The 21582-nt window shown below is 44.4% G+C and carries 14 protein-coding genes; 3 read left to right on the forward strand and 11 right to left on the reverse strand.

Features of this window, described 5'->3' with window-relative positions; genetic code table 11:
• Nucleotides 1–77: 77 nt before the first annotated feature.
• The 11 genes from NSQ83_RS20595 to abnB all read right to left on the reverse strand — a co-directional run bounded on the left by NSQ83_RS20595 (nt 78) and on the right by abnB (nt 17310).
• Entirely contained in the window at nt 78–497 is a 420-nt protein-coding gene (locus tag NSQ83_RS20595) for a YxiJ family protein (RefSeq protein WP_214287113.1), read from the reverse strand.
• Nucleotides 479–7480, reverse strand: coding sequence for a tRNA nuclease WapA (gene wapA / locus NSQ83_RS20600; protein ID WP_128471942.1), 7002 nt, complete (start codon nt 7478–7480; stop codon nt 479–481). Before wapA ends, NSQ83_RS20595 begins: the two co-directional genes overlap by 19 nt.
• 164 nt (nt 7481–7644) lie before the next feature.
• Nucleotides 7645–8580, reverse strand: coding sequence for a DMT family transporter (locus NSQ83_RS20605; protein ID WP_160245584.1), 936 nt, complete (start codon nt 8578–8580; stop codon nt 7645–7647).
• Nucleotides 8581–8731: 151 nt separating this feature from the next.
• On the reverse strand, nt 8732–9178 hold the full coding sequence (locus tag NSQ83_RS20610; RefSeq protein WP_198878384.1) for a universal stress protein: 447 nt from the start codon (nt 9176–9178) through the stop codon (nt 8732–8734).
• Nucleotides 9179–9280: 102 nt separating this feature from the next.
• Nucleotides 9281–10690, reverse strand: a complete 1410-nt coding sequence (gene bglH / locus NSQ83_RS20615) for an aryl-phospho-beta-d-glucosidase (protein WP_198878383.1) — start codon at nt 10688–10690, stop codon at nt 9281–9283.
• Between the two features lie 22 nt (nt 10691–10712).
• A complete protein-coding gene (gene bglP, locus NSQ83_RS20620; protein WP_198878382.1) occupies nt 10713–12542 on the reverse strand; it encodes a PTS beta-glucoside transporter subunit IIABC in 1830 nt (609 codons plus the stop codon).
• Nucleotides 12543–12957: 415 nt separating this feature from the next.
• Complete coding sequence (locus NSQ83_RS20625; RefSeq protein ID WP_198878381.1) at nt 12958–13296, reverse strand: hypothetical protein; 339 nt, start codon at nt 13294–13296, stop codon at nt 12958–12960.
• A 16-nt stretch (nt 13297–13312) separates the two neighbouring features.
• Nucleotides 13313–14929: a T7SS effector LXG polymorphic toxin gene (locus NSQ83_RS20630; protein WP_198878380.1), complete on the reverse strand. Its 1617-nt coding sequence runs from the start codon at nt 14927–14929 to the stop codon at nt 13313–13315.
• A gap of 19 nt (nt 14930–14948) precedes the next feature.
• Nucleotides 14949–15218, reverse strand: coding sequence for a YwqI/YxiC family protein (locus NSQ83_RS20635; RefSeq protein WP_198878379.1), 270 nt, complete (start codon nt 15216–15218; stop codon nt 14949–14951).
• Between the two features lie 11 nt (nt 15219–15229).
• Nucleotides 15230–15595 (reverse strand): DUF5082 family protein, encoded by a 366-nt coding sequence (locus tag NSQ83_RS20640; RefSeq protein ID WP_014478447.1) that lies wholly within the window; start codon nt 15593–15595, stop codon nt 15230–15232.
• Between the two features lie 305 nt (nt 15596–15900).
• On the reverse strand, nt 15901–17310 hold the full coding sequence (gene abnB, locus NSQ83_RS20645) for an arabinan endo-1,5-alpha-L-arabinosidase AbnB (protein ID WP_198878378.1): 1410 nt from the start codon (nt 17308–17310) through the stop codon (nt 15901–15903).
• A gap of 529 nt (nt 17311–17839) precedes the next feature.
• Between abnB and hutP the strand changes: the two genes are divergently transcribed.
• The 3 genes from hutP to hutU all read left to right on the forward strand — a co-directional run bounded on the left by hutP (nt 17840) and on the right by hutU (nt 21580).
• Complete coding sequence (gene hutP / locus NSQ83_RS20650) at nt 17840–18286, forward strand: hut operon transcriptional regulator HutP (RefSeq protein WP_003243875.1); 447 nt, start codon at nt 17840–17842, stop codon at nt 18284–18286.
• Between the two features lie 112 nt (nt 18287–18398).
• A complete protein-coding gene (gene hutH, locus NSQ83_RS20655; RefSeq protein ID WP_015385086.1) occupies nt 18399–19925 on the forward strand; it encodes a histidine ammonia-lyase in 1527 nt (508 codons plus the stop codon).
• Nucleotides 19922–21580, forward strand: a complete 1659-nt coding sequence (gene hutU / locus NSQ83_RS20660; RefSeq protein WP_064671744.1) for a urocanate hydratase — start codon at nt 19922–19924, stop codon at nt 21578–21580. Before hutH ends, hutU begins: the two co-directional genes overlap by 4 nt.
• Nucleotides 21581–21582 lie beyond the last annotated feature (2 nt).

Genomic DNA, 21582 nt, shown 5'->3' on the forward strand with positions numbered 1-21582 from the left:
AGTTCTAAATACATTTTCTAAGCTTATACTATCATTTCAAATTGAAAGTAGTACGTACCTATTTCTTAAAGTGCTAGCTAATTAGAAATTATTTTAATTAATAATCTCCTTGCTCGCTCGTGTAGTTCTAGTTCTCGCTTTAGTGCAGGATAGTTTTCTAAAATTCCATTCATTTGAGAGTACCTTGGGTATAGTTCAAAAAAAGATTTTGATAATGAATCAAGTTGGCGTTTGGGCAGTTTTTTATCTGCTAAAACATAACTTAGACTTCCAACGATGAGCATAAAAAATTCATAAAAATCTTCCGCTGAACAAAATTCATTATAATCTTCCTCTAATTTCTCAATATCAGAAGGAAATGGACCTTCTAAATCTCTTTTAATTCTCTCAAGGGTGGAAATTAACTCATTATCTAAATTGTAACGCTTATACTTTTTAATTATTATCCCTCCCCAAATAATTTGTGTCTTACAAAACACTATCTTCTTTTTTTCCAACCGTTATGCCAAAATGTAATAATTTTACCACTTCTCGTATAATACCCTCCTCTTTTGCCATTCTTAATTTTATAGCCTTTTTTCCCGTTAGAAAGAACATGTTTTTGTCTTAAATGTTTATTAGATCTATAAAAAGCCCTAGCTGCATTAGTGTATCTTTTTTTACCGTAAGATCTCCCTTTCCAAACGACATGTTTTTTATGATGATAATTTAAAGAAGCCTTTGCACTCTTAAAAGTGCCTTTACTCCAATATCTAGTCGTAGTAGCCCATTTTCCTATCCTACTAGCAATTTTTAACCTTCCCCCACCAATAAAACCAAATGCTGCAGCTTTAGCAACTCCTCGCCAGCCCTTACCAGATTTATATGCTTTATAAGCATCATAAGCCGCAAATCCAGCATTAATGGCTAGCCACACCCAATGCCCGTCCGGATCAACATTCATCACCGGGTTATTATTTCCATAAGCATACCCATTCTGATCCAATGAGTCGCCGTCGCTGCCCGGGTCTGGGTCGAGCGATAGGAACACGCCGTTTCTTGGCTCGTAGTAGCGGGCCATGAGGTAGTACAGGCCGGTTTCTTCGTCGTATTGGTAGCCTGCGTAGCGGTAGCGGTTGTCTTTTACTTCGTCGCTTGCTTCGGTTTTTGTTGGATTTCCCCATGCGTCGTACTGATATTTGGCAACGGTTTTTCCAGTGCTGTCTGAGATCGCGATGATGTCGCCGTGTGCGTTGTAGTGATAGAAATATTTCTTACCATTTTCTGTGTAGGATAACAGCTGGCCGCTGTCTCCGTACGTGTATGATTTTGTGACGTTGTTGTCCGCGTCTGTTTCATACAAGACGTTCAAGCTGTCTCCGTCGTAGAAGTAGTTCGTGACTTTTCCGTTGACGGTTTTTTGGATTCTGTTTCCTTTTTCGTCATACTTATATGTTGTGAATGGCTTGTCTTCGCCTTTTTTGGTAACGGCGGTCAGGTTATCTTCTGCATCCCACGTATATGTGAATTTGCCGTCGGATGTGCGGTTGCCGTTTTTATCGTAAGAGATGCTTTCATCATTGACTTTTGTCAGCTGGTTCATGATGTTGAAGGAAGCGTTCACCGTTTTGCTTGAGCCGTCTTTTATAGTTGTAACGGTTTTCCGGTTTCCGAATCCATCATATGTGTATTCAATAACAGTACCGTCTTCATGGGTTTCTTTGACAAGCTGATTCAGCTTCCCATACTCATATTGCACCTTGCCGCTTGCTGAGCTGTTTATCGTTGTGCGGTTGCCGTTGGCGTCGTATTCATAGCTTTCTGTCAGAATGCTTCCGCCATTTTTGTCGCCGATATGCAGCGAGCTTACAAGGTTTCTTTCGTCATATGAAAAACTTGTTCCGCCGCCGTTGCCCGTAATAAAGGTTTGGACGTTTCCATTTTCATCATAATCAAATGAATAGGAAGATGTACTGTCTTTCATCTCAATCATTTGATCAAGTTTGTTATACGTAAATTGATTCGTTCCTTTTTGATCTCCATGGCTCCACGAGAAGGTTTTCAGCTTATCGGAGTCACTAGGATATGTCCAAGTTTGGCTGCCGCCGCGGTCAGTCAATTCGGTTAAACGGTTTTTGTTGTCAAATGTCCGTTTTTTTGTGGTGTTCTGCTCTTTATTGACGACCGACGTTTCATTTCCATTTTTGTCATACGTGAAATTGTACTTTTCTGTACCGTTATACGACTTTGATTTCACCCGGTCTGTTCCATCATAAGAAAGAGACACTTCGTTGCCATTTGGTGAAATGGTTTTGGTCAGGTTGCTGTTGGCATCATATTCGCTTGCTAACACATTGCCCAGAGGATCAGTTGTTTTGACAAGCTTGCCCATCACATCATATTCGTATTTATAGGTTTGATCTGCTCCCGCCCGGATGGTTTTGCTTACCTCATTGCCTTCCTTATCATAGCTGTGAAGGATAGACGTGCCGTTAGAGAGCGTCATGTTTGTCAATTGGTCTGCCTGATCATACGTATAGGTTGTTTTTTCACCTTTTGCATCTGTTTCAGACGTTTTCTTACCAGTTTCATCGTAATCAGTTGAAGTGGCGTAACCTAGTTCGTCCTCTTCCTTGGTCACATAGTTGCCATTACTGTCATACGTGCTTTTAGTCAGAAGGCTTCCTTCAATCAAACGGATATCATCAAACCAGACTGTGCCTGTCGCACTCTTTTGGAACAGAATACTAATATCTACTTTATTGATCGGCTTTGTTTTAGGGATGACGACAGCTGCCCGGTTCCATTCCTGTGTTCCAGAAGGGAATTTCGCATTGTAGACGCCTGTGCTGCCGTCAGCGTAAGTGACATTCGCCTGCAGAGAATAGTCTTTTTCATCTGTAAATTTGACGCTGCTTGCTTTCGACATTCCTGTCAGTGTGAGATAAACCGATTTGTCATTTGCGCTTTGCCCTAAGACAACGGTTTGTTTTGTTACTGATCCGGCTTGGGACGCACTGGTCCGGGCAGCTTTTAATGATACATCATCATTAAAGCCTTCTTCAGAATCAACGGATGCTCCGCTTACATTCCAGCTTTCCGTTGCTGAGGTGAAACTGCTGTTTTGAACTGGGTTATAGCTTGACGATACTTCGCCTTTTTCCAGCTGGACTTCATCAAACCATGCTTTTCCTTTGCCATCTTTATCTTTATGATCGACTTCCATATACACAACGGCTTTTCCTGCATTCGCTGGAGTCGTAAAAGTGATTTGCCGTTTTGTCCAGTCGTTTTTTCCGGCTAATGCACTGTATTCATTGTGAATCCATTGAATTCGTTTTTGATCTTTGTCTCGCAAATCAATGTTAAAGTAGGCTCTTGATTTCGCAAGATCTGTTTTGATTTTCCCGCTTAATGTATAGGTTGTATTCGGCTCCAGCTCAACTGTTTGTGTTGCTGACGAATACCCATGATCTGTTCCGGCAGACGTTGATTGGCTCAAGACTTCCAATGCCTTTGATCCGGAAAGAACCCCGCTTTTATCGGTGATAATTGAGATTTTGCCGCTGTCTTTAGAAGCAGTCAGATTCCAGCCGGATTTTTGCGCTTCAAAGCTTCCATCTTTCAAAATATTAGTTGAAGCTGATAAATCTTTGCTGGATTGAATCTGATTTCCGTATTTATCATAAACGGCTGCTGACGATGATTTTCCACTCTGATCGGTTTCGGATACAGCATCCAGTCCGTCATAAGCAATATCCGTGACATTGCCCTCGGTATCCTTCATTTTTGTGACATCGTTGTTTTTGTTGTATTCGTATGTCTCAGTTCCATATGCGTCTTTAACAGACGTAACGTTGCCATCTTTGTCATATTGATAGCTTTCCGTTGCTTTTCCGGTGCCGACGTCGTTTGGATCGACATCTTCTACAACATTGTTGCCTTCATACTTTGTATTCGTTGTAATTTTTAACCCTTCCGCATCATCAATGACCTGAATCGGATTTCCCGCTTCATTATAGCCGTACTGTACTTTCCGGCCATTCGGCTGTGTCATGAGAAGCGTCTTTTTATCAGCATCATAGCTATAGACATATGTTTCTTTCTTAGCGTTAATCGCTTTATCAAGACGGTGTCCATTATACTGATATTCGGTAAAGACAGGCTTTGCTTCGGTACTGTTGGCTGAATACTGTTTGACAAGGCGCCCTTCGCTATCGTAGTCATAGCTTGTGACAGTCCCGTCTGTATCTGTAACCTTCTTCAGCAAATCATTCTCATATGAGTAGGTGACTTTCTTATTCTTAGGTCCGGTGATGGACGTCACATGGCCGTTTTCATCATAGGTAAATGTAAGCTTGCGGCCTGATGCATCTGTAATGGCGGTCAGTTGATTTTTGTCATTGTAAGTATAGACAGTTGCATTGTTGTGGCCATCCACTACCTTTTGGAGTTTGCCGCCTTTTTTATTGAAATAAGCGTTGGTTTGATCCTTTGTTTTTAATATGAACTGATCAGTTGTTTCTGTTAATTCAAGATATACACCGGTCGGCGGCTGATAGGTGCCATCGGCTTTTTTCGTGAATCGATGTGTCGTAGCGTCTTCATCGATATACATTGCCCCGCCATCCGTTGAGATGACAGATGTTTCTGCATCAGCATACCAGCCTTGCCCAAATAAATGATCAGAGCTGTCAAGACTGTTGTAGGTTCTCGATAAGCCAAGTCCCGGACCACGTCCGTCAATTGACAAATCTTCTTCATTCACAATGACATTGCCTGTCGCACCATTTAACTGGCCGCTTGGGATATCAATGATAGACCAGTATTCTTCTGTCCCAAGGAATTCTGCTCCTTCATGGAACGTTGGGTTAAAGGGCGCTGTCGGAATCGTTTCACCATTCGCATCATAAGCGACAAGCGTGAAAGAATAATTCTTCTTCCCTTTGTAATTTCCATTTGCATTGTTATAGACAGGTGACGGATCGAGGGCTAATTCCCCGCCTTTTCCATCTGTATGAAGCTTATAGCTTCCGGCTTTGATTTCCTCAGAAGTCGGCCAAATGTTTTTATTTTGGGTTGTCCAATGATCCGCGTCACCCACATCAAAGGACTGATATTCCTTACCGTTGTAAATGTTAACTTTATAGCCTTTCGCATTTTGAACCTTTTCCCATATCAAATTCACATAACCCGTTTGACTCGATTTTGTATTTGTATACAAATAGCCAGTTACATTCTTTGGCCTAGCGATATCAGGAAGTGCCGGGTTAGCAGCCGGGGATGCAATGGCTTCGCCGTCTTTGTTGTATGCGATAATTTTAAACGAGTAATTTCTTTTGGCTCCATCTCCCCCGGCGTTTTTATAGGTTGGTCCGGGATTGATCGGCAGCTCTGCTCCGCTTCCGTCCTTTAGGTGAAGAGCATATTTTCCCGCCTTGATTTCTGCACTTGTCGGCCAGATCTTTTTCCCTTTTGTGGTCCAAGACGTCTGATTTCCGAGATCAAGTGTCTCAAAGCCTTTCCCATTGAACACCTGAACCTTATAGCCGGTTGCACCGGATACAGCTTTCCAAGAAAGGTCGAAGTATCCTGTGGCATTCCCATTATTGTAGCCCTTTGCTGACGGTGCTTGTGCTTTTCCTACATTAGGGATAACGGGCTTTGCCGGTGCGGACATCGCTCCTTCACCTTGGTCAAATATCGCACTGACGCCAATCCAATAGTTTTTGCTTGTGGCATAGCTTCCGCCGGAGTTCTTATAGACCGGGGATGGGTCTAATGCCAATTCAGCTCCATCCTTGCCGTCCAGATGCAGTTTATATCGCTTGGAGGCAATTTCTGCGCTCGTAGGCCAGATTTTTTTCCCTTTTGTGCTCCACGACGTGACGTTGCCTGTAGAGATCGCTTGATATTCTTTACCATTGTAAATCCATACCTTATACCCTTTCGCACCTTCAACCTTTTTCCAACTGATATCAAAATAACCAGTGGAATCACCATTGTGATAGGCTTTAATTGTAGGGGTGTTTCCCTTTGGTATGGTATACGTCACTTCAATATACGGTTTATTGGCGGAGTTCGCTGAAGAAATTAGTTTTTTCCAGTATTCCTTACCGTTTCCGTTTGTATGAAGCTTAAACCCATAGTTGGCCCCGCCGGAGTTCCATGACTTTACAGCAGCGGTCACATCATAACTCGCCCACTGTCCTTTATGGACGTCGGCTTTTCCGATATTTTTAGATGCCGGTTTGGTGTTCCATGTCATTTTTGCATTATCATAATTGCTGTTGACCGTATCCAGCCAAAGACCGGTTGCCTTTGTTCCATAATAGGAATGGGCTACGTATGTTTTTAATGTAGCTTTAGTGACAGTCATATTTTGAATTGGCTTTAGGTTGTTAAATTTCATGAACGCATAGTTTGTGCCTGTTGTTTTGTCATAATAGCCCGTTTTCAGTACATAGGCCTTTAAATTAGCATCCCATTTTTGTGAGGAGGCCGAATAGTTCGTCGTCGGGTAGGCACTCATGACAAACGTATCCGATGAAACAGATAAAGAAGTTGACGGGTCGATAGATACTGGATATACGCGTTCTGGGTCTTTCAGCCAGTTCTCGTCTGCCGTAAGATGAAGCAAATACCCTTCTTCATTCTTTTCTAGCTTATAGCTGACTTTGTCTGACCGTTCAACCTCGCCGGAAAGCTCATCTAGTTTTGAATCCGTCATAAAAGGTTTAGGCACAGAAAAAACAACTTTGCCTTTTTCATCAGAAAAATCAATGGATCCATCCTCTTGTTCTTTAGCCTGCAAATCGGTTTTTAACTGAAATGTAAATGTGTTGTATCCATCATACTGATGAAGGACTAAATCTTCTTTTATGTTTTCATTGAATGTGAAAGTCTGAAGATCAATATTCGGAAAAACATCCGGATACACAATCTCATTACTGTCAGTCTTATAATCTGCTGAGGTATCTTTCGGAGTAAGTGAAGTTTTATTCGGGCCTTTCGCTTCTACAAGTGAATATGTAACCTTATGGTCATTATGCTCAAAAGTCGCATAAAGCCCGTTCTTCATTTGCTTTTGAAAATCTGAATTCAAAATAGCGTTCTCTGTCTGGACTTGTTTGCTTGTCGACTCTTTTAACTCAGGAGAAATGTCTTCCCAGTCGGCATCAGGTGTTTCCTTTGTATGAATAGGATCAAGGTATACTTCCTGTTTATAGACACCGTCACCTTCATAATAGAGTTTTGTATTTTCTGTTCTTTCAGAGGTGATCTCACCCTCTTTGTTTATATCTTTTGGATCAAAAGGTACAGCTTCCTCAGATTGTTCTTTCTGAAGAGTTTCTTCTGGATCATCGGCAGCAATACGATTTCCATTCTCTTCTTCTGTGGTTTTTGCCAGTACATCGGCTGGCACTAATGAAATTATTAAAGCCAACACTAAAAATGCTGCAATGAACCTTTTAAAGTTTCGCCTCTTTCTTTTTTTCATTTTCTCTCTCCTTCTGTAATAAAAGTAATATTTACTCAATAATCTTAACTAGACTGAAATATTATTACAATATTTTTCTAGAAAATTTATCTTATTTTAAGGATTAGCGAGAGTCAATTGACCTAAAACAAAAAAAGGCCGCATAGGCCTTTTTACATTTTCCATTATTGCATTTGTTCAATATCCGTACCCTCAGCTGCCACATTCACCTTCCCCTGCCTCCTGACAAGCGTCAAGGCCATGCCCGCAAAGATCATTACGATGCCAAGCGTTTGATAGAGGTCAGGGCGGAAGCCTGTGAAGACGGTATCGAGCACGATTGCGACAGCGGGGTCGAGAAATACAATGATTGAAATAAATTTCGTTGATAAAAATCGCAAGCTGTCAAAAAACAACAAATATACAATACCCGTATGGATAATGCCGGTAGATACCACCATAATCCAGTTTCCCTGAGATAGGTCAGCAAAAGCGCCAAAGTGAATAAACGGAATCAAGATGATAACCCCTAAACCCGTCTGCAAGAAGGTGGTCGTGTAAGGACTGAGATTGTGAATGCCTTTTCCCAATAAAGTGGTGAACGCATAAAACAGTGCGGCGAGAACTGCCCATATGATCCCTGATCCCATCAGCTGTGTCAATGAAGTGCTGCCGTTAATCCCGGAAATCAGCGCAGTTCCCAGAAAGCAGATGATAATGGAGCTGACGGAGATCACATTTAATTTCTCTCTGTAGAAGAAGCTCCCCAGAAGAAGAACAAGCACCGGCGCTAGATGATAAACGGAGATGGCAATTGTAACGGACGTTTCTTCAAAAGACTTAAATAAAAACACCCAGTTGAATACAAGAAAGAAACCGCACGCCAATGTTTGCAGCACGTCTCTCTTGCTCCATTTTTCAGTTTTATACTGGCCGGACGCCAGCCAGCAAAGACCTAAAAACAGCGTTGCGCAAAGGCAGCGGACAAAGACCAATTCAAATGACGGCAGATTGGTATGCTCTGAGAAAAAGCCGATGGAGCCGAAAATCACCATAGAGATGACCATTTTGATTACGGCTGTTGATTTTTGTTTTGACGATATGGAAAGATCCTGTTGCATCAAACGTATTCTACCTCCAGTACTGCATAGCATAAACTGTTTTTTATGAATTCAGAAATCTACACATAGAATTCCTCTTTTTTACATGTAGATATTATAACACTTCTATTCTAAATAAAAAAAAGCGCCCAAGGGCGCTTTTTTTACAAATCTATCGAACAATCAAAACCGGGCATGTTGATAATTGAGACACTTTATGGCTGACGCTTCCAAGCATCATTTCTTTCAGGCCGCTGATCCCCCGGCTGCCAACTACAATCAGGCTGACGCCTTTCTCTTTTGCGTGATTTAGTATCTCATACGCCGGCTCGCTATTAGCGTAAATGGTTTCAGCTTGAACGCCTTTTTCGGCTGCTTTTTCTTTTGCATTCTCAAGGATTTTCAGGCCCTCTTTTTTAACCTCGTTCCTGATTTCATCAATAAAGTGTTCAGGCACATAGACAATTCCCGTCAGAGAAGAAGTCGAGACGACGGCTTCTCTCCCCACATGAAGAATGCTTAGTTCCGCTTGTTGCTCTTTTGCCAAATGCACTGCGGCATCAAGCGCTTTTGCACTCATGTCTGATCCGTCAATCGCTACTAACATTTTGTTAAACATGCTCTTCCCGCCTTTCGGACTGTGGGTGGTTCATCTTTCTCTTTTATTGTCCGCCTGCATTTCGTTATTGTCAATTGAAGCGCATGAGTTTTCAAAAAATTGTCAGAGACTCTCTCCGTTTGTGGCGATGACCTGCTGATACCAGTTGAAGCTTTTTTTCTTGATGCGATTAAATGTTCCATGTCCTTTATTGTCCCTGTCCACATAAATGAAACCGTAGCGTTTTTTCATTTCCGCAGTAGATGCGCTGACAAGGTCAATTGGCCCCCATGATGTGTATCCGATTAATTCAACGCCGTCCGCAATGGCTTCGCGCGCTTCAATTAAATGATCACGAAGATAGTTGATTCTGTAATCGTCCTGAATCGTGCCGTCCTCTTCAACCTTGTCTACAGCGCCAAGGCCGTTTTCAACAATGAACAGCGGCTTCTGATAACGGTCGTATAAGGTGTTGAGCGTGATGCGCAAGCCTTTCGGATCAATTTGCCAGCCCCATTCTGATGATTTGAGGTAAGGGTTTTTGACTCCGCCCAGCAGGTTGCCCCCTGATTTTGCAAGCTCTTCCGGATCAGTGCTCGCCGCCATCGACATGTAGTAGCTGAATCCAATGTAATCCACCGTATGTTCTTTCAAGAGCTCTTCATCGCCTTCAGCCATTTCAATTTCAATATTGTTTTCTGCCAGATAGCGTTTCATATATCCCGGGTATGCGCCTCTTGCCTGAACATCTGAGAAGAAAAGTGTTTCGCGCTCATTCTCCATTGCCGCGAAGACATCCTCCGGCTTAGAAGTCATCGGATAGGTTGTGGTTGCCGCTATCATACAGCCGATTTTCGAATCAGGAATGATGTCGTGACCCGCTTTGACAGCAAGAGCACTGGCCACAAATTGATGGTGTGCCGCCTGGTACATCGCGTTTAATTTGTTTTCTCCTTCTTCAAAAACAAGACCGCCTCCGGTAAATGGCGCATGGAGCACCACGTTAATTTCATTGAACGTCATCCAATACTTCACTTTGTGTTGATAGCGTTTGAAAACCGTTTTGGCATAGCGTTCATAAAACCCTATGACTTTGCGATTCTTCCAGCCGCCATAATTTTTCACTAAACCGAGCGGCATTTCATAATGAGAGATGGTTACGACAGGCTCAATATGATGCTTTAACAGCTCATCAAACAGATCATCATAAAATCTGAGGCCGTCTTCATTGGGCTCCTCTTCATCGCCATTCGGAAAAATTCTCGTCCACGCAATCGATGTGCGGAACGCCTTAAATCCCATTTCTGCAAATAAGGCGATATCCTCTTTATAACGATGATAAAAGTCAATCCCGTTGTGATACAGATTCAAGGAAGTCATTGATTCATCAAATGGAGACATGATCCCGTTCGGCGATACGTCAGCTGTCGAAAGCCCCTTACCACCCTCGTTATAAGCACCCTCCACTTGGTTGGCAGCAACTGCGCCGCCCCATAAAAATCCTTCTGGAAATCGTTTTGCGTTTGAACTCATATTGATCACCCCATTAGTTTTTTCAAGATAAAGCAAGCAGCGCTTCTTTTGTCTGTACTTTACCGATCTCTTTCACCGGCGAAAATGAATATTGGTCTGTGTTGGTCACAATCACCGGGGTAATGACGTCATATCCCGCGGCTTTGATTTGCTCCAGATCAAAGGACACGAGCGGATCTCCCGGTGCGACCTTGTCGCCTTCTTTGACGTGAGCCGTGAACCATTGTCCCTCCAGCTTCACCGTGTCCAATCCAATGTGTATGAGTATTTCAGCTCCCTGATCACTCGTAATGCCAATTGCGTGTTTTGTTTTAAAAATGGTGGTAACGCTTCCACGAACAGGCGACACAACTTCTCCTTCTTCAGGCTCAATGGCGAATCCTTTTCCCATGATCCCGGCAGAAAACACTCCGTCTTTGACTTCACTTAATGCTTTCACTTCTCCCTTAATCGGGCTGTGAATGATCTCTCTGCTGCCTTCATGCACTGCCGGCTGCTGGCTGCCGTCAGAAGGCACATCCTCGAATCCAAGCAAATACGCAGCTGCTGTTCCCGCCGCAAACGCAATCACAAGGCCGATCATCGCGTAAATAAACGTTGGGCCGATAAAGACAGGGATGCTCGGGAGACCTGCATTCCCCCCGACGATATAGGAAGCAACACCCGTCATGCCGTAAAACGCGCCACCGGCTGCACCGCCAATCAAAGCGGCCGCAAACGGCTTTTTCAATCGCATATTCACGCCGTACATCGCAGGTTCTGTGATCCCCATCAGCGCCGTGATGCTTGTGGTAAGCGCGAGTGATTTAAATTTTTTGTTTCTGGAGCGAAGGAAGACGGCAAATGATGCTCCCGCCTGCCCCATATTCGCCAAAAACATAGCCGGCAGTAAATAATCGTGGCCGTTTTGAGCGATGTTGTTGATCATGATCGGCACAAAGGCATAGTGCATGCCCGTCATAATGATTAAAGAGAATGTACCCGCCAGCAAAATCATTGCCACAAGCCCTGCATGATCAAACAAATAATTGACCCCAGAAGACAAGTATTCTCCTAAAATAGCGCCAAGCGGACCGACTGTAATCAATGTCAGCGGCACGACAATCAATAGCGTGAATGTCGGAACCACAATCAATTTGAGAGACGAGTGTGTAAAACGGTCAATCCATTTTTCTACGTACGAAGCAATCCAAATCGCCAGCAAAATTGGGATGACCGTTGACGAATAAGTGGCAGCGGTTACAGGAAGCCCGATAAAGGAAATCGGTTTCCCCGCATCGAGCAGGGCTGTCAAATCCGGATGCAGAATCGCCGCCGCAATGGCTGCCGCTACGTACGGATTGCTTCCGAATTTTCTCGCCGCACTCATCGCTAGCAGGAGCGGCAGGAAGTAGAACGCGCCGTCACCGACAGCCGTCAAAATGACATGAACCTGGCTCTTCTCCGCCATCCAGCCAAACGTAACTGCCAGCGCAACAAGACCTTTGATCATCCCCGCTCCCGCAATCGCAGGCAGAATCGGGGTAAACACACCAGAAATCACATCAAAGACCGCACTCAGCACATTCTTTTTCTGAGAGGATGAACCAGCGCTCTTCTCATCACTGAGATTGCTGTGCCGCACAATCGCCTGATACACCTTCGGCACATCGTTTCCGATAATGATCTGAAACTGCTCGCCGCTAATATTGGTGCCCATCACTCCAGGCAGCTGCTCCAACTGACTGCGATCCGCCTTCGAATTGTCATGAAGATTAAAACGCAGCCTCGTCATGCAGTGGATCACGCGCTGAACGTTGTCTTCACCGCCTACGAGTTGTAATATGTCCTTCGATAATTTATCATAATCCATGTGTATACCTCCTTTTTATGAGGGGACTGCTGGAAGAAAGGTGGCCGCCTTTCACCAGCTTTTTTTGTATCAAATGCTGCATCACCTCCTAAAAGAGAATAAAAAAAACCTAAATGGACACAGATTGCGAGAGTCTCCTCCTGCACCTGCACCATTTAGGTTTTGCCTGCTTTCGCAGTAACAATCCTGACGGGTCGTTTTATTTGTTTGTAGGTATACTTTAGCACTAGATTCAAGGGATGTCAACGCTTTCATTTTTGGGTTTTGACTAAAGGGAATACTTATTGAGGACTGTTTTGTTATAGAGGGAAGCTATTTTGTTTTATTTTTCCGAAAATACTATCAAATATATCAGCTGACTTAATATAAAAGTAAAAAACCTTGAAAGGCAATTTAGCCCATCAAGGTATATGTTTTATTTTTGACTATTCCTTTTCCATATACTTTCTCCGTCAGTTAAAAAAACTGCACTTGGCGGATCATCATAAAGTGAAATTTCAACTAATGAACCTTTCTTTTGTATTAACCAATTATATAAACTACTTTCTTCACTAGTAGGATGAGCTAAAATATCATTTACTTGAAATGTAACTGCATAATATTCGATAAAATTCACATCATCGTCATCCAACCCATTGTCTGTTTCAAAGAGTGTGTCTGGTTCACCAATAATCTTTAATCCACTATCCCACTCTATTATCAAGTCACTATCTTTATACTCTTTTAACGCTTTTATTAAAGGATCATATTCCATGTATATCCTCCTCTTATTACTTCTTTAATGGTTCTGAAGGCACTATATGCGCTCCGTCTTTTCCGTAATGAATCATTCCTCTAGTAGTTTCAATGTATTCACCAGTATCACGATCATAGTATTTTCCAATTGGTTTACCAAAGTCTACTCTTTCTTTTTTACCGTTTGGTAGTAGTTGACCTTTTCCTGCAAACTTATCAAGCAATTCCTGTGCTGTTTTATTATCACCATAGAAAATACTCTTGTTTTTACCATTTGCTATTTCTTGTTTGTAATTTGGCGTATTAGGAATATGTTTCTCTTGAGCACCTGGCTTTACTTTAACTGGGAATCCATGTACTTCTCTGTAAGGTCCTTTAGGTACTGACTTCTTTCCATAAGAAGGTACACCCTTACCCGTATCCTTAGCAACGTTTTTAACTTCCGAAGCCTTCTTAGCCTTTTTCCCATCATTAATAAGTTTATTAATATCTATTAACTTTTCTAACTTAGCTATTTTGGCAAATGGTACTGAGTTTATGGAGGCAACAACACGGTCTTTCCCTGTGACTTTTTCGCCTGATACCGGATCTCTGCCCGTGGCTGCCTTAAAAAGATCATACACGCCGGTAAGTTCTACAGCTGTCTCTAAAATTTTCACATATCCATTCTCATCCACTTTAATGTCCGAAAGCGAGACGACAGGCTCAAGCTTCATGTCATTACCAGATATGTATACATTGTAAAGTGTATCATTATAAACGACTTGCTTAACCTCTGCATTTGAGAAATCAGTTTTTATATGTTCTCTATGTTCACTCGTATTATACACTTTACCATTGATAACGATGATATTTTTACTTACCTTTTTAGAATGACCCGTTTTGACAACTGAATCCACTTTAGACTTTTCATTCTCGGCTAATTTCTTCAGCATCATCTCCATCGGTGAATCATCCGCCTGCTTCATTTGCGGGTTAATCGCGCCGAAGGTTTGGTTGATGTTTTCTTCTTCCTGTGATTTCAGGATAGAGCCGCTTTTGTAGCCTGTGATTTCAATTTTCGGACCGGTATACATGGTTCCGAGCTGGTCTATATATTTTTTCATCGTTTGAAAATCTGATTTTGCGGTTTCTAGTGCTTGGGTTTGCTGGCCGTCAAATTGAAAGAGCTTATGCAGGGTGTCTGAAATCAGCCGCTCAGCCTGTTCTGTTTCCATTCGGAAAAAGGTATCATTGACTGCCGGCAAGCTGACGATGTGGCCGATGGCTGATGTCTGGCGATTGACTGCGTCAGTGAGCTGCTCTGTCACTTCTCGTGCATGCTTGACCCCATGTCTCGCATCGTGTGAGAGAAAAGCCTCTGCGATCATGCCGTGGGAGTCAGATTCTACAGAGGAAATCGCATGCTGTGTTTGTTTCAGCACTTTTTTGTATTCGTCGATAAACATGCCAAAGAAAAGGAGAAAAGGCTTGTGGCACTCCTCGTAAAAGGTCCGGATGGCATCTCCGCCTTTTCCTTTCAGCGCATCCTTCATGCCTGCCAGATGCTCAACGCTTTTTTCCAGCTTTTCCAGCTGTTGTTTTTGCTTGTCCAGTTTCTCAATCGTATGCTGAATGCCCTCGTGAAGAGCGTGGACATCTAATGTTTTCAATCCCTTGTCCTCCCGCGCTTTATTTCATGGAAGATGATATGTTTTCGTCCGTTTCCTTCATGGCGTTTACCGCGCTTTCCGTTTGTGCGATATGCTTGTCCAGAACGGACGCATATGCTTCAGTGAGCTCTTTGATGTCCTCATTTAATTGCTCGATGGACTTTACCACATTCAAATGGTTTCGCCCTGAGAGATGGCCGGGCAAGGAGGACTTGAGTTCCGCTGAATTCTTAAGCTGAGAGAGCCCTTGCTTCACTGTGCCATAGACCATTTTGATTTCCTGTGCCATTTGTGCTCACCTCACTTTTTATGTTTTTCCTTCTCTATTTCATGCTCTATCCTCGTAATTTGGCGTCTTATAGAATACACATCGCCCTCTAATGAATGGATTTTTCCTTCTATGCTTTCGATGATTCCGCTGACTTGATCGCTTTTGATTTGCTGATATGCTTTGTTCATTCCTTCACGAATATCTTCAAACCGCTGAGCATGTGTTCCTCTCCATGCCTCCCGGTTAAGATGAGGCCGGTGAATGAGATGCTGGGCCTCAGAGAAATCGTGTTTGATTTGCCTAATTTCGTGCAGCACTCGTTTTAATTGATGGATCTGTTCCTGCTTTTCATGTAAGTCGGCTTTTACCGAATGTAACAACATTTCACTATGCATGCCGCAACACCTCGTGTTTCTATCAAACTGTGTAAATTCTTTACAATACAGACTATTTTCATATTACATGATGGATCATATTGGATAAATAGGTAAAAAAGTTTGTCTTGAGAGGTGTTTAACTGGTTCTAAAATGCTAAAAATAGATCTAATCACCTTATGAGAGGGAGAAAATAATCATAGGAGGGACTTTTTATTTAAGTCTTTAATCTCTCTTTCATTTTTATTTTTTCTCCCACTTAACTGTTTCTTATAGTCAATAAAACTCATAAAAAAACGCCTTCCTACGAAGGCGCTTCTCCATCTTATTTAGATCCCCAAACAGCCTCACCGTTGCCATTCAACACACTAAACGTCATGACGTTCTTCTCTCTCACCGAATCCCACTGGCGTAAAAATACCCCGTTATACTTCTTGCCCGCTAACGTGATGTCGGCTGTGTTTTTTCCGGTTTTCTGCCATGTTCCGGTCATTTCCCCGGAAATGGTGTGGTTTTTGTTGAGCTGGATGTTGATGGTTTGTTTGATGTCGGCTGAGATGTCTTTTCCGTGCTGGATAAGTTTGTATGTTCCTGTGATGTCTTTTTGTTTTACTTCTTTCAATGTTTCGCCCGCATAACGATATGGTGCTGCTACCGGCCAGCCGTCTTTGTTCATGAACAATTGGTGGACTCTGACTTCGTGTTCTTCACCCCTGCCCGGGAAGCGGGTGTGGAAGATTAAATAGGAACGCCCGGTTTTTTCATCATAGTATGCGGAGTTGTGGCCTGGTGAGACGTACCCGGTGCCTTTTTCATTTTCTGTTTCAAAAGTGTAGCTGCCCATGAGTTTGACGCCGTATGGTTCGATGGAACGGTCGTCGAAGAATGTGCCTTCTTTGCCGCGGACGTCGAGCATTGGATTGCCTTCTGCATCATAGTAAGGGCCGTCTGGTTTCTTGGAGCGGGCCACACGAATGTTATAGCCGCCTGTTGCATCGAGACCGCCATATGATAGGTATAAGTAGTAGTATTGGGTGTCTGGATTGTAGAGAACATACGGGCCTTCGATTCTGCTGTGGTTGCCGCCGAGCAGTTTTTTGCCGTAGCCCTGCCCAGGAAGCGGGAAGCCCGTTTTCGGATTCATTTCAAGTATGAAAATGCCGCCTGAGTATGATCCGTACACCATCCACAGCTTTCCGTCTTTATCAAAGAAGGTATGCGGGTCGACGACATTCGGATGTTTGGTTGCGTCATACGGTGTTCCATCGCTGCTTGTGCCTTCCATTCCTGATTTCAAAAAGATGCCTTTGTTTTTGTATGGCCCTTCGATGTTGTCAGCGACGGCAACACCCATGGCGGACCTAGGTGAGTCGCCGCGGCAGGCGTTGTAGTACATGTAGTATTTGCCGTCCGCCAGCTGCGTGACGTCAGCCGCCCAAAGAGTATCGGATTGCGCCCATTCGAAGGTATCTTTTAATTCTTTATAGACATTCGGGATAAGTGGGTTGTCATTGCTTACGCTGGTGGTCAGCTGCTGCCATTGCATGAGGTCATTTGTTTTTGCTGAAGCGAGATGAGATCCAAAAACATAAAAGGTGCCATTTGTTTCAATGATGGAAGGATCATGAACGCTGACTTCTTTAAATACGGGTTTTTGTGCATTGGCGGAGTTTGGCAGGGTGAAGGCCATGATAAGAGCTGCAAGAAAACATACACGAAACAATCGGTTGAACATCTAAACAATTCGCCTCTCTTTTTTATTAAATTTTAAACGCTTACATTTCCCTATGAAGATACCCCGGCCTATTAAAACAGCCGAATGTTTTCATATTCAAACAGATAGGTGATTTCTCACTGTTCTCTTACATAGTCAGACTGATGTCTGTCTGTTTTGCGCAGAACTGCTGCTTGCATACCTCTATTCATAGTTCAACCCTTTTGCCGTTTCTCCTTCTTCAATTACTTCTGTTTCTTCATTTGCGTACATAATGAACGCTTTGTCCGGTCTTGTAAAGTCGTCGACTTTTCTCCGGCAACTTCGCCTCTTTTTGGCACTTTACCTCTCATTGTCAACAATATAACAGCGGCCGCTTGCACTTCTGTCTGGGTATTCGTGTGCAATGTGCTGCTTTCTGCGTCGCGCTATTACAATAGCAATCTAACTTGTTAAAGACTGTAAAAAACCTTTTGACTTCTGCTGTTGAACCAATTAATATAATACTCAGTTAATAGTTATCAGAATTTTTAGGAATTGAGTGATTCATATGACACTGCACAAAGAGCGTCGGATCGGCCGGCTGTCTGTTCTCCTGCTGCTGAATGAGGCGGAAGAGAGTACGCAGGTTGAGGAGCTGGAGCGAGACGGATGGAAGGTCTGTCTTGGCAAGGTAGGATCAATGGACGCGCATAAAGTAGTAGCCGCAATTGAAACCGCTTCCAAAAAGAGCGGTGTCATTCAATCTGAGGGTTATCGGGAGTCACATGCGCTTTATCATGCGACGATGGAGGCTTTGCATGGCGTGACCAGAGGTGAAATGCTGCTGGGATCGCTGCTTCGGACGGTGGGCTTGAGGTTTGCCGTTTTGAGGGGAAATCCTTATGAAAGTGAAGCGGAAGGCGATTGGATTGCTGTCTCGCTTTACGGAACAATCGGTGCGCCGATTAAAGGTCTTGAGCACGAGACATTCGGTGTTGGAATTAATCACATATGAAACAGCCCATAGATCTTAGACGATAGGGGGCTATGCGTGAAAACAGATGTTCACAGCATAGCTCCTTTTTGTATGGGCGCTTTACCAAAGTAAAGAAAAAGGAGTTGGGCTTATGGTGACTTTAGACGGTTCTTCATTGACAACAGCCGACGTCGCTCGTGTGCTGTTTGATTTTGAGGAGGCAGCGGCTTCCGAGGAAAGTATGGAGCGCGTGAAAAAAAGCAGAGCGGCAGTGGAACGGATTGTACGCGACGAAAAGACAATCTACGGCATCAACACCGGATTTGGCAAATTCAGCGATGTCCTGATTCAGAAAGAAGACTCGGCGGCGCTGCAGCTGAATTTAATCCTTTCTCATGCCTGCGGAGTCGGCGACCCTTTTCCCGAGTGTGTTTCCAGGGCAATGCTGCTTTTGCGCGCCAATGCGCTGTTAAAAGGCTTTTCCGGTGTCCGCGCTGAGCTGATCGAACAGTTGCTTGCTTTTTTAAATAAACGCGTCCATCCTGTCATCCCTCAGCAAGGATCACTTGGCGCAAGCGGAGATCTGGCGCCGCTTTCCCACCTGGCGCTTGCGCTGATCGGACAAGGAGAAGTCTTTTTTGAGGGGGAAAGAATGCCGGCAATGACAGGCTTGAAAAAAGCAGGTATTCAACCGGTAACGCTGACATCCAAGGAAGGGCTTGCCTTGATTAACGGGACTCAGGCCATGACTGCAATGGGAGTTGTCGCCTACATTGAAGCTGAGAAACTAGCCTATCAAACAGAGCGAATTGCCAGCTTAACGATTGAAGGCTTGCGGGGAATTATCGATGCATTTGACGAGGATATTCACTCAGCCCGCGGCTATCAGGAGCAGATCGATGTCGCAGAACGAATTCGCTTTTATCTATCTGACAGCGGCCTGACAACCTCCCAGGGAGAACTGCGGGTACAGGATGCCTATTCATTGCGCTGTATTCCGCAAGTACACGGTGCGACTTGGCAGACACTAGGCTATGTCAAAGAAAAATTAGAGATTGAAATGAACGCAGCTACAGACAATCCACTCATTTTCAATGACGGTGACAAAGTAATTTCCGGCGGAAACTTTCACGGACAGCCGATCGCCTTTGCCATGGATTTTCTGAAAATCGCAATATCAGAGCTTGCAAATATCGCAGAGCGCCGGATCGAACGACTTGTGAATCCGCAGCTGAATGACCTGCCGCCGTTCCTGAGCCCTCATCCCGGTCTGCAATCCGGTGCAATGATCATGCAGTACGCCGCGGCCTCACTCGTTTCTGAAAATAAAACACTGGCCCATCCTGCAAGTGTGGATTCCATTCCGTCATCCGCCAACCAAGAGGACCATGTCAGCATGGGAACCATCGCCGCTCGGCATGCTTATCAGGTGATCGCAAATACAAGGAGAGTCATTGCGATCGAAGCGATTTGCGCATTGCAGGCTGTTGAATACAGAGGCATAGAACATGCAGCGTCCTATACGAAACAGCTTTTTCAAGAAATGAGAAAAGTCGTGCCGTCCATTCAGCAGGACCGTGTTTTTTCCTATGACATTGAACGCTTGACTGACTGGCTGAAGAAGGAATCTTTAATTCCTGATCATCAGAATAAAGAACTAAGGGGGATGAACATATGACTGATGTAAAAAAATCAATCCGTGCCAACAGAGGAACAGAGCTTGAATGCTTAGGATGGGAGCAAGAGGCAGTGCTTCGGATGCTTCGAAACAACCTTGATCCAGAAGTCGCCGAGAAGCCGGAGGACCTCATCGTATATGGCGGGATTGGCAAAGCCGCACGAGATTGGGACGCTTTTCACGCCATTGAGCATTCCTTGAAAACATTAAAAAATGATGAAACATTGCTCGTGCAATCCGGAAAGCCCGTTGGCATGTTCCGTACACACCCGCAGGCCCCGCGCGTGCTCCTAGCAAATTCTGTTCTTGTTCCGAAGTGGGCAGACTGGGAGCATTTCCACGAACTTGAGAAAAAAGGGTTAATGATGTACGGACAGATGACGGCTGGCAGCTGGATTTACATTGGCTCACAAGGCATATTGCAAGGAACCTATGAAACCTTCGCTGAGCTGGCGCGACAGCACTTCGGGGGCAGCTTAAAAGGAACGTTGACGCTGACAGCGGGTCTCGGCGGAATGGGAGGCGCCCAGCCGCTGTCAGTCACGATGAATGAAGGCGTCGTGATTGCCGTCGAGGTTGACGAGAAACGCATCGACAAGCGGATCGAAACAAAATACTGCGATCGAAAAACAGCATCGATTGAGGAAGCCTTAGCTTGGGCTGAAGAGGCAAAGCGGGCAGGAAAACCTTTGTCCATTGCACTTCTCGGAAACGCAGCTGAGGTGCATCACACACTTTTGAACCGAGGCGTCAAAATTGATATTGTGACAGATCAGACATCTGCCCATGACCCTTTAATCGGTTATGTTCCCGAGGGCTATTCCCTTGATGAAGCTGACCGTTTGCGTCAAGACACTCCAGAGCTTTACGTGCGCCTTGCGAAGCAAAGCATGAAAAAACATGTCGAAGCCATGCTGGCCTTTCAGCAAAAGGGCTCTATTGTATTTGACTACGGCAACAATATCCGGCAAGTCGCAAAGGATGAAGGGCTGGAGAATGCCTTCGATTTTCCGGGGTTTGTCCCTGCCTACATCCGCCCCTTATTCTGTGAAGGAAAAGGGCCGTTCCGTTGGGCGGCGCTTTCCGGAGATCCGGCAGATATTTACCGTACGGATGCGTTATTAAAAGAGCTGTTCCCGACAAATAAAGCCCTTCACCGCTGGATTGATATGGCACAGGAAAAAGTCACCTTCCAAGGCTTGCCGTCCCGTATCTGCTGGCTTGGATATGGAGAACGAAAAAAGATGGGCCTCGCCATTAACGAGCTGGTTAGAACCGGGGAGCTAAAAGCGCCTGTCGTTATTGGGAGAGATCATTTGGACTGCGGGTCTGTCGCCTCTCCAAACCGGGAAACAGAAGCGATGAAGGACGGAAGTGACGCTGTCGGTGACTGGGCTGTGCTAAATGCGCTTGTCAACACGGCGGCGGGTGCAAGCTGGGTTTCCTTCCACCATGGCGGCGGCGTCGGAATGGGCTATTCCCTTCATGCCGGCATGGTTGCAGTGGCCGATGGAAGTGAGCTGGCCGACGAGCGGCTCGCGCGGGTCTTAACGAGCGACCCAGGAATGGGCATTATCCGTCATGCGGATGCGGGTTATGAACGTGCCGTTGAAGTAGCGAAGGAACAGGACATTATCGTGCCGATGCAAAAATAAAG

Origin of the sequence: Bacillus sp. PS217, assembly GCF_037963535.1 — a bacterium.
GTDB lineage: Bacteria > Bacillota > Bacilli > Bacillales > Bacillaceae > Bacillus > Bacillus subtilis.